The organism is Dermacoccus sp. 147Ba, from assembly GCF_004151355.1.
Classification (GTDB): domain Bacteria; phylum Actinomycetota; class Actinomycetes; order Actinomycetales; family Dermatophilaceae; genus Dermacoccus; species Dermacoccus abyssi.
Window position 1 is genome coordinate 295,934 of the sequence record NZ_SEHL01000003.1, and the last position, 12,834, is coordinate 308,767.

General features: G+C 68.9%; 14 protein-coding genes and 4 tRNA genes. 12 read left to right on the plus strand and 6 right to left on the minus strand.

The annotated features are described in order from the left end of the window. Nucleotide 1: 1 nt before the first annotated feature. Complete coding sequence (locus EVU97_RS14950; RefSeq protein ID WP_165357893.1) at nucleotides 2–493, minus strand: hypothetical protein; 492 nt, start codon at nucleotides 491–493, stop codon at nucleotides 2–4. 7 nt (nucleotides 494–500) lie between these two features. Continuing rightward, nucleotides 501–1,001, minus strand: coding sequence for a YajQ family cyclic di-GMP-binding protein (locus EVU97_RS05815; RefSeq protein ID WP_129664264.1), 501 nt, complete (start codon nucleotides 999–1,001; stop codon nucleotides 501–503). A gap of 162 nt (nucleotides 1,002–1,163) precedes the next feature. On the opposite strand from EVU97_RS05815, the gene EVU97_RS05820 reads away from it, so the two are divergent. Continuing rightward, nucleotides 1,164–1,244 (plus strand) — tRNA-Tyr (locus tag EVU97_RS05820). A gap of 62 nt (nucleotides 1,245–1,306) precedes the next feature. Here the strand turns inward: EVU97_RS05820 and EVU97_RS05825 are convergent. From EVU97_RS05825 to EVU97_RS05835, 3 genes are all read right to left on the minus strand, one after another. Further along, the gene (locus tag EVU97_RS05825) at nucleotides 1,307–1,663 is read right to left on the minus strand and encodes a DUF952 domain-containing protein (RefSeq protein ID WP_047310418.1); all 357 of its coding nucleotides are present in this window, start codon (nucleotides 1,661–1,663) and stop codon (nucleotides 1,307–1,309) included. 125 nt (nucleotides 1,664–1,788) lie between these two features. Then, entirely contained in the window at nucleotides 1,789–3,840 is a 2,052-nt protein-coding gene (locus tag EVU97_RS05830; protein ID WP_129664266.1) for an acyl-CoA dehydrogenase, read from the minus strand. 77 nt (nucleotides 3,841–3,917) lie between these two features. Then, complete coding sequence (locus EVU97_RS05835; protein WP_129664268.1) at nucleotides 3,918–4,643, minus strand: TetR/AcrR family transcriptional regulator; 726 nt, start codon at nucleotides 4,641–4,643, stop codon at nucleotides 3,918–3,920. A gap of 132 nt (nucleotides 4,644–4,775) precedes the next feature. Here EVU97_RS05835 and EVU97_RS05840 point away from each other — a divergent pair, with 132 nt between their 5' ends. The 9 genes from EVU97_RS05840 (at nucleotide 4,776) to EVU97_RS05880 (ending at nucleotide 11,220) form a co-directional block, all read left to right on the plus strand. Continuing rightward, nucleotides 4,776–6,056: an acetyl-CoA C-acetyltransferase gene (locus EVU97_RS05840; protein ID WP_129664270.1), complete on the plus strand. Its 1,281-nt coding sequence runs from the start codon at nucleotides 4,776–4,778 to the stop codon at nucleotides 6,054–6,056. Further along, on the plus strand, nucleotides 6,056–7,420 hold the full coding sequence (locus EVU97_RS05845; RefSeq protein WP_165357894.1) for a 3-oxoacyl-ACP reductase: 1,365 nt from the start codon (nucleotides 6,056–6,058) through the stop codon (nucleotides 7,418–7,420). Before EVU97_RS05840 ends, EVU97_RS05845 begins: the two co-directional genes overlap by 1 nt. A gap of 1 nt (nucleotide 7,421) precedes the next feature. After that, nucleotides 7,422–8,288 (plus strand): MaoC/PaaZ C-terminal domain-containing protein, encoded by an 867-nt coding sequence (locus EVU97_RS05850; RefSeq protein ID WP_197078918.1) that lies wholly within the window; start codon nucleotides 7,422–7,424, stop codon nucleotides 8,286–8,288. Nucleotides 8,289–8,718: 430 nt separating this feature from the next. Continuing rightward, nucleotides 8,719–8,791 (plus strand) — tRNA-Thr (locus EVU97_RS05855). Between the two features lie 40 nt (nucleotides 8,792–8,831). Then, a tRNA-Met gene (locus EVU97_RS05860) sits at nucleotides 8,832–8,908 on the plus strand. Nucleotides 8,909–8,954: 46 nt separating this feature from the next. Beyond that, the gene (rpmG, locus tag EVU97_RS05865; RefSeq protein ID WP_047311061.1) at nucleotides 8,955–9,125 is read left to right on the plus strand and encodes a 50S ribosomal protein L33; all 171 of its coding nucleotides are present in this window, start codon (nucleotides 8,955–8,957) and stop codon (nucleotides 9,123–9,125) included. A 132-nt stretch (nucleotides 9,126–9,257) separates the two neighbouring features. Further along, nucleotides 9,258–9,680, plus strand: a complete 423-nt coding sequence (locus tag EVU97_RS05870) for a MaoC family dehydratase N-terminal domain-containing protein (RefSeq protein WP_129664274.1) — start codon at nucleotides 9,258–9,260, stop codon at nucleotides 9,678–9,680. After that, nucleotides 9,677–10,102 carry a MaoC/PaaZ C-terminal domain-containing protein gene (locus EVU97_RS05875; RefSeq protein WP_129664276.1) on the plus strand — a complete coding sequence of 142 codons (426 nt, stop codon included), beginning with the start codon at nucleotides 9,677–9,679 and terminating at the stop codon, nucleotides 10,100–10,102. The genes EVU97_RS05870 and EVU97_RS05875 overlap by 4 nt, the downstream gene beginning before the upstream one ends. 11 nt (nucleotides 10,103–10,113) lie before the next feature. Next, nucleotides 10,114–11,220 carry a UDP-N-acetylmuramate dehydrogenase gene (locus tag EVU97_RS05880; RefSeq protein ID WP_129664278.1) on the plus strand — a complete coding sequence of 369 codons (1,107 nt, stop codon included), beginning with the start codon at nucleotides 10,114–10,116 and terminating at the stop codon, nucleotides 11,218–11,220. Nucleotides 11,221–11,223: 3 nt separating this feature from the next. On the opposite strand, the gene EVU97_RS05885 is transcribed toward EVU97_RS05880, so the two are convergent. Then, on the minus strand, nucleotides 11,224–12,288 hold the full coding sequence (locus EVU97_RS05885; RefSeq protein ID WP_129664280.1) for an adenosine deaminase: 1,065 nt from the start codon (nucleotides 12,286–12,288) through the stop codon (nucleotides 11,224–11,226). A gap of 154 nt (nucleotides 12,289–12,442) precedes the next feature. Here EVU97_RS05885 and EVU97_RS05890 point away from each other — a divergent pair. Further along, a tRNA-Trp gene (locus EVU97_RS05890) sits at nucleotides 12,443–12,515 on the plus strand. A 30-nt stretch (nucleotides 12,516–12,545) separates the two neighbouring features. Then, nucleotides 12,546–12,797: a preprotein translocase subunit SecE gene (gene secE, locus EVU97_RS05895; protein WP_118912249.1), complete on the plus strand. Its 252-nt coding sequence runs from the start codon at nucleotides 12,546–12,548 to the stop codon at nucleotides 12,795–12,797. The last annotated feature ends 37 nt before the right edge of the window (nucleotides 12,798–12,834 follow it).

Sequence of the window (12,834 nt, forward strand, 5' to 3'; positions counted from 1 at the left end):
CTCAGCTGCGTAGCGCCCGTCCCGCGCGCACGCGGGAGGCGACGGCCCCGAGGAGCCACAGGAACGTGATGAGGGCTCCCGTCGAGGCAAGAACCCGCACGAACGCGGGCTCCTCCGGGTAGGTCGCGACGAACACCGCCACCGCCAGGGCGAGCACGAGCAGGCACGTCGTCAGCGGGAAGGTCTCGACGAGCATCTGCGCCTGCTCCTCCTCGTCCCGGGCGGAACCCAACAGCTTCGTCGGGGTGGGCGCGGCAGGGCGCAACGTGGCCATCCGACGATGGTGTCCACGCCCCATGAGCGCGAGCGCGACGAGCGAGACAACGAGTGTCACGGCGGACGAGGCCAGGCGTGCTCCGTGTGCCCAGGCGACCGTTTCCTCGTCGTCGGCCAGCGTGTCGACGAGGCGTTCGCCACCGGCCGCGGCGAGAACGACGAGAACGAGCACGAGTGCCCACGTCCGTAGCGCGTAGGACTCGCGGAGGGAGGTCATGGCCGGGTCAGCGGTAGTTCGTGAACTGCAGGGCCACGTCGAGGTCGGCGCCGCGAAGGAGCTGCTGCACGGTCTGCAGGTCGTCACGGCTCTTGCTCGTGACGCGCAGTTCGTCACCCTCGATACGTGCCTTGACCGTCTTGGGGCCCTCGTCACGGATGAGCTTGCTGATCTTTTTGGCGTTTTCCGACGAGATGCCCTCCTTGAGGGCGGCCTCGAGTCGGTACTCCTTGCCGGAGAGCTTCGGCGTCGGCTCGTCGCTGCCGTAGTCGAGCGTCTTGAGCGAGACACCGCGCTTGACGAGCTTCGTCTGCAGCACGTCGAGAACGGCGAGGGTGCGCTCCTCGGAGTTGGCCTTCATGACGATCGAGTCGCCGGACAGCTCGACGGAGGCGCCGACGTTCTTGAAGTCGTAGCGCGACGAGATCTCCTTGGCCGCCTGGTTGACGGCGTTCGCGACTTCCTGCTTGTCGATCTTGCTGACGATGTCGAACGAGCTGTCTGCCACGGTGTCTCCTCGGGTCGCGGGTGAGTGCTTTCTCCAGCGCCACGATAGAGCCCGACACGCCGGTTAGGGGAGGCGGTCGGCGAAGGTGGCGCCGCGCGGGTGGGACGCGCGAGCCGATTCGCCCAGCCTCCCGCCTCTTTGCTATGGTTTCCGAGCACGCGAGCCAGGTTGCCCGAGCGGCCAATGGGAGCGGACTGTAAATCCGTCGCGAAAGCTTCGAAGGTTCGAATCCTTCACCTGGCACCCCAGTGCACGAAGGCCCCGCAGCATCAGCTGCGGGGCCTTCGTCTTGTCCTTGCTGCTGTTCACGCCTGCGTGCCGGGCAACTCGAGCGACTCGACAGAGCTGACAGCGTTGACGGGCAGCACGCCGCCGTACACGTGCGCGAAGCGCTCACTCTCGGGGTCGTCGGGCGCCGCCGGTTCGACGCGCACCTCGAGGCCCGCCTCGGCCAGGGCCTCCGGGTCGAGCGTGAGCAGGACGAGCGGCGCGTCGACGTCGGAGTAGAAGCGCTCGAGGGTTGGGCGAACCTGCTCGGGGAAGCTCGCGTGCAGGTAGCCCACGGCGTCGATGCTCATGCCGAGCGTCGACGTCGCGTAGGTGCCCTCACGCTGCGCCTCGTCCCACTCGTCGGCCAGGGCGATGTGATGGATCGTCTGCATGATCCGACCCTAACGGCGCTCGCGGCAGGCCCGGTCGCCGTGCCGTAGCGAGCGCTGACGGACACCGACGGCGGCCCAGCTACGTTGAGCCGGGCCGCCGTCTGAGGTGGTGCGAGGATTTCGTGTCAGCGGGTGACGCCGGCGCGGTCCTGGCCGAGGTCGATGAGGTCGTTCTCGAGCCAGCCCTCGGGGATGCCGAACGCCTCCGTCAGCATGACGGCGTGCGGGCGCAGCTCGCCGCACAGCGAGTTGATGCGCGTCGTGACGGCCTTGGAGCGCGCCACCGAGAGGCGGCCGTGCTCCATGAACCAGCCCTTGTCCTCCTCGATCGACGACAGGGCGTAGAGGTCGAAGACCTTCGCCATGAGGTCGCGGGCCGAGCCGTCCTCCATCGCCTCGAGGCCGTCCTGGAAGGCCTCGAAGACGCGCAGGTCGATGTCGGCCTTCGCGGCGGCGAGGATGTGGTCCTGGGCGTTGTTGAACACCTCGAAGCCGTTGTCCTTGCCGGCCTTGCGCAGACGCATCGCCGCCGTCTCGAGCAGGTGGCTCGCGCGCTCGGAGAACATCGATTCCTGCCAGCCGCGCGAGTCGAGAGCGGTCTCGTCGTTGCGCGGCGTGGCGCCGTCGATGAGCTTCTGCAGGCCGGCGCGCTTGAGCGTGTTCTCCACGAGACCCTCGACGGTCTGGGAGGCCACGCGGGCGATCATGCCGGCGATGTCGAGGTCGCCCCAGCTGTCGCGGTACTCGGTGAGCAGACCCTTGGCGACGAGCTGCATGAGCACGGTGTTGTCGCCCTCGAAGGTGGCGAAGACGTCGACGTCCGCGCGCATCTGCGTCAGGCCGTTGACGGCCATGTACCCGGCGCCACCGCAGGCCTCGCGGCAGGCCTGGATGGTGTCGAGCGCGTGCCAGGTCGTCTGCGCCTTCATGCCGGCCACCCACGACTCGAGTTCGCGCTGGGCGTCCTCGTGGTCGGGGCCGGGCGTGCCGCCCTCGGCGGATTTGGCCGCGTCCTCGAGCTCCTGCAGGCGCGAGGTCATGGCGTTCTGCGCGAACCGCAGCGCGTACGACTTCGCCAGGCGCGGCAGCAGCTTGCGCTGGTGCGCGAGGTAGTCGAGGACGACGATCTCCTGCTCCTCACCCGGAGCGTCGAACTGACGGCGCTGGTCGCCGTAGCGGATGGCGATGGCCAGCGCCTTCTGCGCCGCGGAACCCGAGCCGCCACCGACGCAGACGCGGCCGCGCACGAGGGTGCCGAGCATCGTGAAGAAGCGTCGGTTGACGTTGTCGATCTCGGAGACGTAGGCGCCGGTCTCGTCGATGCCGCCGAACTTGTCGAGCAGGTTCTCGCGCGGCACGCGGACGTGGTCGAACGCGATGGTGCCGTTGTCGACGCCCGGCAGGCCGCCCTTGGCGCCGTTGTCGCCGATCGTGACGCCGGGCATCGGGTTGCCCTCGTCGTCGCGGATGCGCACGAACAGGGCGTGCACGCCGTGCTCGCCGCTCTCCTCCTCGCCGTCCGGGACGTCGCCGACCTGCGGCACGACGAGCTGGGCGAAGACCACGGCCGCCTTGCCGTCCTTCGCGGCGTTGCCGATGTAGGTCTTCGTCGCGGAGACGGTGGGGGAGTGAATGACGATCTCGTCGGTCTCGATGTCGTACGTCGCGGTCGTCTCGACCTCTGCGACGTTGGAACCGTGGCCGATCTCCGTCATGGCGAAGCAGCCCATGAGGCGCCCCGACATGATGTCGGGCAGGTACGCCGAGAGGTGACGCTCGGTGCCGAGGCGGGCGAGCGCGCCGCCGAACAGGCCGAACTGGACGCCGAGTTTGATGAGGAGCGACAGGTCGCCGAAGGCTTGCATCTCGAACGCGACGCAGGAGGCGCCGTAGTCGAGGGTGCCGCCGTGCTCGGTGGGGAAGCCGATGGAGCCGTAGCCCATGTCCGCGAGGGCGAGTACCTGACGGGTGACGCGCTCGCGCTGGACGTCGATCGGCTCGCCCGGGGTGCCCGTGATGGCGTCGGCCGGCAGTTCGCGGCGCACGCGCTCGCGAAGGTCGCGCCACGGGCCGTCGAGCGCGGCGCGCAGGACGTCGACGTCGGCCTGTGCGCCGAGCGGTTCGGCGGCGTTCGGGTTCTCGTGACGGGGAGTGGTGTCGTTCGTGGTCGTGCTCATGTCGTCCTCCTGGGACGCGGTGTTGCGTGACGCGTCGGTCTGGGTGGGATGAAGGGCATCGTCTGGTCAGGATCGTGTCATCGACGGCGCGGGTGTGGGGCCGATCCGTCGGAAGTCGGGAGCTCGCCGTGGCCGGCCAGGCCGGTGTGGGCGAACGCTGCGAGGTGGCGCGCGAGGTCCGTACGCGTGAGGCCGTCGGGGTTTTCGAGCCAGCGATCGGCCGACTCCTTGACCATGCCGACGAGCGCCCAGGCCAGCGCCCGATTCCGCCCCTGGGTGTGGGCGTCGTCCGGCTGTAGCTGCGCGAGCAGGTGGGTGAGGTTGTCCGCAATACGCCCCGAGAGGCCGGTGACCGGGTCGCTCGCCGGCAGGTCGTCGGGAAGCGTGACGTCGGGGCGGCGCACCACGAAGCGGTAGACCTCGGGGTCGCGTTCGACGAGGCGCAGGTAGCTGTCGATGACCGCGCCGAGGATCCGGGGGAGGTTGACCTCGGCCGTCGTGGCGAAGCCGCCGGACGAGGCGGTGGCCTGCTCGATCTCGGCGAGGATGCGGGCGTCAACGGATTCACAGACCGCGAGGTAGACCCCGTGTCGGTCGCCGAGGTGGCGGTAGATGACGGTCTTGCTCGTGCCCGCCTGCGCGGCGATCTCCTCCATGCCGACGCCGGCGCCGTGCGTGCGGATGGCCCGCACGGTGGCGTCGACGAGCTCACGGCGCCTGGCGACGCGGTGGGCGGCCCAGCGCACGTCGCGCCCGTCGCGGGGTGTCTGGCCGTGGTCGGAGGTGCTCGAAGGGGCGGACATGTCCCAGAGGGTATCGCGTACCGCGCGTACCTGCTACTGTCCGTATCGGTAAGTTTCAATGAGCACTTCTACTCACGTCGAATCGCGAACGCGGCTCGGCGACCAGGGTTCTCACGACCATCGGAGCGAGAAATGACCACGATCCGTGACGCCTACGTCATCGGCGGCAACCGCATCCCCTTCGCACGCTCGGGCGGCGCCTACCTCAAGGCGAGCAACCAGGACATGCTGACGGCGGCCATCGACGGCCTCGTCTCGCGCTACTCCCTGGCCGGCGAACGCCTCGGTGAGGTCGTCGCGGGCGCCGTCATCAAGCACGCGCGCGACTTCAACCTCACCCGCGAGTCGGTTCTCGGCAGCCACCTGGCGCCGGCGACGCCGGCCTACGACATTCAGCAGGCCTGCGCCACCGGCCTCGAGGCCGCCATCCTCGTGTCGAACAAGATCAAGCTCGGCCAGATCGACTCCGCCATCACCGGCGGCACCGACACGACGTCCGACGCCCCGCTGGCCCTCAACGACGGCCTGCGCAAGACGCTGATGAAGGCCAACTACGCGAAGACGACGGGTGACCGCCTGAAGGCGCTCGCCTCGATCCGCCCGAACCAGCTGGCCCCGGAGCAGCCGCGCAACGAGGAGCCGCGCACCGGCCTCACCATGGGTGACCACATGGCCATCACGGCCGAGAAGTGGGGCATCACCCGCGAGGCTCAGGACGAGCTCGCGGCCGCCAGCCACCAGAACATGGCCGCTGCGTACGATCGCGGTTTCTTCGACGACCTCATCACGCCCTTCCTGGGCCTGGCGAAGGACAACAACCTCCGTCCCGACAGCACGGCGGAGAAGCTCGCCAAGCTCAAGCCGGTCTTCGGCAAGGGCGAGAACCGCACGATGACCGCCGGTAACTCGACGCCGCTCACCGACGGCGCCTCGGCCGTTCTGTTCGGCAGCGAGGAGTGGGCCAAGGAGCGCAACCTGCCGCTGCTCGCCCGCTTCGTCGACGGTGAGGGCGCCGCGGTGGACTACGTCAACGGTAACGAGGGCCTGCTCATGGCTCCCGCCTACGCCGTGCCGCGCCTGCTGGAGCGCAACGGTCTGTCCCTGCAGGACTTCGACTTCTACGAGATCCACGAGGCCTTCGCCTCGACCGTCCTCGCGACGCTCAAGGCGTGGGAGGACCCGGAGTTCTGCAAGGAGAAGCTCGGTCTCGACGCGCCCCTGGGCTCGATCGACCGCAGCAAGCTCAACGTCAACGGCTCGTCGCTCGCGGCGGGTCACCCGTTCGCTGCCACGGGTGGGCGCATCATCGCCCAGCTCGCGAAGCAGCTGCACGAAAAGGGCTCCGGCCGCGGCCTCATCTCCGTGTGTGCCGCCGGTGGCCAGGGCGTCGTCGCGATTCTGGAGGCAGTGTGATGGCTGACGGTTACTCGAACTTCGTCAACAACGGTTTCGGCAAGAAGCTCGCCAAGCAGCTGGGGCTGCCCCAGCCGCCGGTGCTGCGCCGCTACGAGGTGGGCCAGGCTCTCCTCGACGGTCCCGCCGCCGTCGGTGTCGTCGGCGCCGGTGTCGCTGCCGCCAACGCCGCCGCGATCATCCGCTCGTCCGACGCCACGGTCGTCGAGGCCACGCCCGACGCGTCCTACGGCGACAAGCTGGGCGCCCTCGTCATCGACGTGACGGACGCCAAGACGCTCGCCGACCTCGAGGCGTTCCGCGCCATTGCCGTGCCCGCCGTCAAGGCGCTCGGTCGTTCGGCTCGCGTCATCGTCCTCGCGACGACGCCGAGCGAGATCGACGACGTCGAGGCCGCCGCCACCGCTCAGGCGTTCGAGGGCATCACGCGCTCGATCGGCAAGGAGCTGCGTGCCGGCGCTTCGGCCAACCTGTTCTGGGTCGACCCGAGCGCTCAGGGCGACAGCTCGGTGCTCGCCGCGCCGTTGCGCTTCTTCCTCTCGAGCCGCTCGGCGTACGTCTCCGGCCAGCCGGTGCGCATTCGCAAGCACGGCGTCCAGGAGGTGCTCGACTGGCACCGTCCGTTCGACGGTCAGGTCGCCGTCGTCACCGGCGCCGCTCGCGGTATCGGTGCGCAGATCGCGCGCGTCTTCGCCCGCGCGGGTGCGCACGTCATCGCCGTCGACATCCCCGCCGCCGGTGACGCCCTGAGCAAGGTCGCCAACGAGATCGGCGGCACGTCGCTCGGCCTCGACATCACGACGCCGGACGCCGGTCACAAGATCGCCGAAGCCGTGGCACGCAAGGCCGACAAGCTCGACGTCATCGTCCACAACGCCGGCATCACGCGCGACAAGCTGTTCGTCAACACCGACGCCGACCGCTGGGGTTCCGTCATCGACGTCAACCTCGCCTCGCAGCTGCGCATCAACGAGGTGCTCCTCGACCCGGCCACCAAGGGCGGGCTCAAGGACGGCGGCCGCATCGTCTCCGTCGCCTCCACCTCGGGCATCGGCGGTAACCGTGGCCAGGCCAACTACGCCGCGTCGAAGGCCGGTGTCATCGGTCTCGTCCGTGAGCTGTCGGAGCACCTCGCCGACCGCAACATCACGGTCAACGCCGTCGCGCCGGGCTTCATCGAGACCGACATGACGTCCAAGATCCCCGTCGCCACGCGCGAGGTGGGTCGTCGACTCAACTCGATGCTCCAGGGCGGCCAGCCGGTCGACGTGGGCGAGGCCATTGCCTTCTTCGCCGAGCCGGGTTCCGCGGGTGTGACCGGCCAGGTTCTGCGCGTGTGCGGTCAGAGCCAGATCGGAGCCTGACGTGGCATCTGCTCGGACGATCGAACTGAAGGGCGAGCCCAAGCTCGGACCGATGTTCGCGAAGGCCGTGGCCACGGGCGGGCGCCGGAAGGGCAAGACCCTGCCGGACCTCGAGGTCGTGCGCCGGGACGTGACGCCGAGCGTCACCGACGTCGCCGACTACGACGCCGTCTGCGGGTTCGCTTTGAGCAACCGCCTGCCGAGCACGTACCTGCACGTGCTCGTCTTCCCGCTGCAGGTCGCGCTCATGTCCGACGAGGCCTTCCCGTTCCCGCTCATGGGCAGCGTGCACCTCGAGAACACCATTACGCAGCACCGTCCGGTGCTGCTCGGTGAGACGCTCGAACTGCGCGCTCGTGCCGAGAACCTGCGTCCGCACTTCCGCGGCGCGCAGGCCGACCTCATCGGTGAGGTCTACGTCGGCGGCGAGCTCGTGTGGGAAGGGCGTTCGACGTACCTCTTCCGCGGCCGCAAGGTCGAGGGCGAGGTGCCGCCGAAGGTGGACGAGCCGGACGCCGTCGAGGGCTTCGGAGCCACGTGGCGCCTCGGGGGAGACCTCGGGCGTCGCTACGCCAAGGTCTCGGGCGACGTGAACCCGATTCACATGAATCCGCTTGCCGCCAAGGCGCTCGGTTTCCCGACGACGATCGTGCACGGCATGTGGAGCAAGGCGCGCATGCTCGCGGCGATCGAGAACCGCTTGCCGGACGCCTACGAGGCGACGATGAGCTTCCGCAAGCCGCTGCTCATCCCGAGCACGGTGTCGTTCGTGGCCGAGGGTGCGCGCGACGGCGGTTTCGACCTTGCCCTGCGCAACGCGAAGAAGCGCACGGAACACGTGCGCGGATCGGTGCGTCCGCTCGCCTGAGCCGCATCGGATCGCGGCGCAAAAGAAGCGCCGAAAAAACGCCTCGGGGCGTCGGGAACTTTCCCGGCGCCCCGAGGCGTTTGTCCGGGTGTCCTCGCGTGGAGCCTGACGTCCACGTCGAGGGCAAGGGTGAACAAGGTGCAGACGGCGGGGCCACCTCTGGGGGAGGCCCCGCCGTCATCTTTTGGACGAACGGCCTCAGGCGGCCCCAAACGGCCCAGAGTGGCCCGAGTGGCCTCGGCGCAGCGTCGGGAATGCCCGGGTGCCGGTCGGTGTTACACGGTCGTAGCGATGGCGTCACGAAGCGGCGTCGTGTGTGGTCGAGAACACCCGCATCCGCAGGTCATCTCGATTTCACTTTGGTTACCCACCCGTGTAAGGTCTTCCTCGCGCCCAAAACGTGTCGAGCCTTCGATACCAGTGGCGCGAGGCCCCTATAGCTCAGTCGGCAGAGCGTCTCCATGGTAAGGAGAAGGTCAACGGTTCGATTCCGTTTGGGGGCTCGCTTGAATGTTTCGGGCTCGCCCGGAAGGTTCACGGCGCGGCGGGGTAGCTCAGCTGGTTAGAGCGCACGACTCATAATCGTGAGGTCGCGGGATCGAGTCCCGCTCCCGCTACCAATCTTCATGACAACAGATTTCGACTTTCCGAGAGCAGGTGTGGGACATGGCCTCCAAGAGCGCTGACGTTCGCCCGAAGATCACGATGGCTTGCACCGTGTGCAAGGAGCGCAACTACATCACCAAGAAGAACCGTCGGAACAACCCCGACCGTCTCGAACTGGCGAAGTTCTGCAAGCGCTGCGTGAAGCACACGGCGCACCGCGAGACCCGCTGATCTCGCGCACGAAACATCCACGGAGGGTCGTCACCGCACGGTGACGGCCCTTCGTCATGTCTGAGCCGCTCGCGCAGGTGCGGCGTCGGCAGCGACTTCCGGGTAGCCCTGCGGGGCGCCTACGGTCGAGCCATGGCAGTGAATCCGGCCGTCGAGGGCCGCACCTATTCCATTCCGGAGCCGCACGTCGTGACGCAGGACGAGCTCGACGCCTTTGCTGCGGCCGTTCGCTCGCCCGGCGCCAGCTCGGGCGCTACGTCACAGGCTGCGCCCCTGACGTTCGCCGTCACGATCGCGCAGCGCGCCGAGGCCGAGTTCATGGTCGATCCGGAGGCGAACGTCGACTTCTCGCGGCTCGTCCACGGCGAGGAGGGCTTCACTTACTACGCACCGATCGTCGCGGGCGACGAACTCGCCGCCACCACCAAGGTGCGCCGAGTGCGCTCGGCCGGCGGGCACGACATGGTGACGCTCGAGACGGGCGTCGAGACCACTGCGGGCGAGCCCCGCGTCACGACGACGAGTGTCGTCGTCATTCGAGGGGAGCAGGCATGAGCACCGTGACATGCCTCGCCGACGCCGAGGTCGGTGACGAGGTCTGGTCGACGACCCACCGTCTGCTGCGAGCCGACCTCGTGGCCTATGCCAACGCGAGTGGCGATCAGAACCCCATCCACCAGGACGAGGAGTTTGCCCGCTCCGTCGGTCTGCCCGACGTCATCGCGCACGGCATGCTCACCATGGGCCTCGTGGCTTCCGCCGTCGAGACGGTAGCGGCGGGGCGTGAGGTCGCATCCTTCACGACGCGCTTCGCCGCCCCGGTCGTCGTGCCGGCCGGTGACGACGGCGTCGAGGTGGCGCTCGTTCTCACGGTCGCCGCAACGGACGAGTCCGCTGGCACAGTGACGCTCGATACGGCCGTGTCGGTGGCAGGCACTAAGGTCTTGAACCGAGCCCGAGCGGTCGTCAACATCTGAGTGAGGTCTTCGTGCAAGAGCAGTTCGACATCCCCCTGGCATCGCTGACGACGATGCACGTCGGCGGCCCCGCACGCCGCCTCGTCGTGGCCGAGACCATCGACGAGATCGTCGACGCCGTGCGCGAGACCGACGACGCGGGCGAGCCCCTGCTCGTTCTCTCCGGCGGCTCCAACCTGCTCATCGCCGACGAGGGGTTCCCCGGAACGGTCGTCAAGATCGCCAACCAGGGCCTCGAGATCGAGCACGACTCAGACTGCGGTGGCGTCACCGTCCGCGTCGGTGCCGGCGTCGTGTGGGACGACTTCGTGCGGGAGGCGTGTGAGCGCGACTGGTCGGGCATCGAGGCGCTCTCCGGCATTCCCGGTCTCGTCGGTGCCACCCCGGTGCAGAACGTCGGCGCCTACGGCCAGGAGGTCGCCCAGACGATCTCCAGCGTGCGCACGTACGACCGGGTGACGCAGCGGATCAAGACCTTCGCGAACGCCGACTGCGAGTTCACCTACCGCCACAGCATCTTCAAGAGCACCCCGTATCGCGACGGTGACAAGAGCGGGCGCTACGTCGTGCTCGACGTCTCGTTCCAGCTGCGCAAGGCAGACCGCAGCCAGCCCATCGCGTACGCCGACCTCGCGGCCGGCCTGGGCGTCGAGCAGGGCGAGCGCGTGCCGCTCGCCGACGCGCGTGCAGGCGTTCTCGCGCAGCGCGCGAAGCGCGGCATGGTGCTCGAGGCAGGCGATCACGACACGTGGTCGTGCGGCTCGTTCTTCACCAACCCCATCGTCACGCGTGAGCAAATGGACTCGATCGTCGCGCGCGCCGAGGAGCGCCTCGGCGCCGACGGCCCGGTGCCTCCGCAGTTCCCCGCGGGCGCGGCGCACCCCGACATGCTCAAGACGTCGGCCGCGTGGCTCATCGACAAGGGCGGCTTCGGCAAGGGCTACAACATGCCGGGCCCCGCGGCCCTCTCGACGAAGCACACGCTCGCCCTGACGAACCGCGGTACGGCCACTGCTGCCGATGTCGCAGCGCTCGCCCGCGTCGTCGTCGACGGTGTGGAGGAGGCCTTCGGCGTCCGTCTCGTGCCCGAGCCCGTCTGGGTCGGCCTCACGCTCTGAGCGTCACGCCTCGTTCGGCCGGGGCGAGCCGGCGGGCTGGGCGAGCAGCCACGCATCGATGTCGGCGTTCGCGCGCTGCACGACGTCCTGCGGTGCTCGGGAGATGGCGAAGCTGTCGCGTGCCAGCTGCGCGAGTTCGGCGTCGCTGAAGCCGTGGACGTCGCGCGCCGTGCGGTACTGATCGCTCAGGCGCGAGCCGAACAGCAGGGGATCGTCCGCGCCGAGCGCCATCTTGGCTCCGGCGTCGAAGAGGCGGCGCAGGGGCACGTCACGTGCTTCCTCGTAGACGCCGAGCGCGACGTTGCTGCCGGGACACACCTCGAGGCCCACACCGTCGTCGACGACCCTGCGCAGGACGTCATCGGAATCCGCACTACGCACCCCGTGGCCGAGGCGGTCGGGACGCAGCGCATCGAGCGTTTCCGTGACCGCGTCGGGGCCGAGCAGCTCACCGCCGTGGGGGAGCGAGGCGAGCCCGGCGTCCCGGGCGATGCGGAAGGCCGGCGCGAAGCTCTCGGTGTCACCGCGGCGCTCGTCGTTACTCAACCCGAAGCCGACAACCGGGCCTGCGTTCCTCGCGGCGAGCCGGGCGAGTGTGCGGGCGTCGAAGGGGTGCTTGAGGCGCGAGGCAGCCACGACGACGCCGACGCCGACGTCGTGGCGCTCGGACGCCTTCTGCGCTTCGTCGAGCACGATCTCCAGCGCGGGTGTGATTCCGCCGACGAAGGGGGCGTAGGAGGTGGGGTCGACCTGGATCTCCAGCCATCGCGAACCCTCCGCGGCGTCTGTGGCCGCGGCCTCGTCCACGATGCGTCGCATGTCGTCCTCCGAGCGCACGCAGGCGCGGGCCGCGTCGTAGAGGCGCTGGAACCGGAACCAGCCGCGTTCGTCCATGGCCGAGGCGAGCGTCGGCGGCCAGTGGGCCGTGAGGCTCTCCGGAAGGCGAACTCGGTGAGCGACGCTGAGGTCGAGCAGCGTCTCGAACGCCATCGAGCCAGTGAAGTGCAGATGCAGGTGGGCCTTCGGGAGGGTGTCGATGTCGCGGGCGGTCCTGGTCGTTCCGGTCACACCCTCATCCTGTCACCGAGCGCGGGCGTTCCCGACCGTGACGCAGCCCGCCGCCTGAGGCCACCCCGATTTCCACCCAGCGCCGTTCGTCCCGTAGACTCGTGCGCCGGTAGACCGGACACCCATTCGGGATACCGCGCGGGGCAACCCGCGAAGGGCACTAGCTCAATTGGCAGAGCACCGGTCTCCAAAACCGGGGGTTGGGGGTTCAAGTCCCTCGTGCCCTGCACAGCGCACTGATCCGGAAGGGTGACACTGTGGCAGACAACGACGCAGCGACGAGCACGGCCGTCGCAGGCGAGCGTGAGCGCCGCGGTTTCTTCGGCCGCATCCTGTTGTTCGTCAGACAGGTGATCGACGAGATGCGCAAGGTCGTCTACCCCACGCGTGACGAACTCACCAGCTTCACGATTGCCGTCCTGGTGTTCCTCGCGGTCATCATGGCCTACGTCAACGGTCTAGACTGGATGTTCACGCGTGCGGTGTCGTGGGTCTTCGGCTCCGGCTGATCCCCGAGACATCACGAGAGTCGCCGCCTGGGCGCCC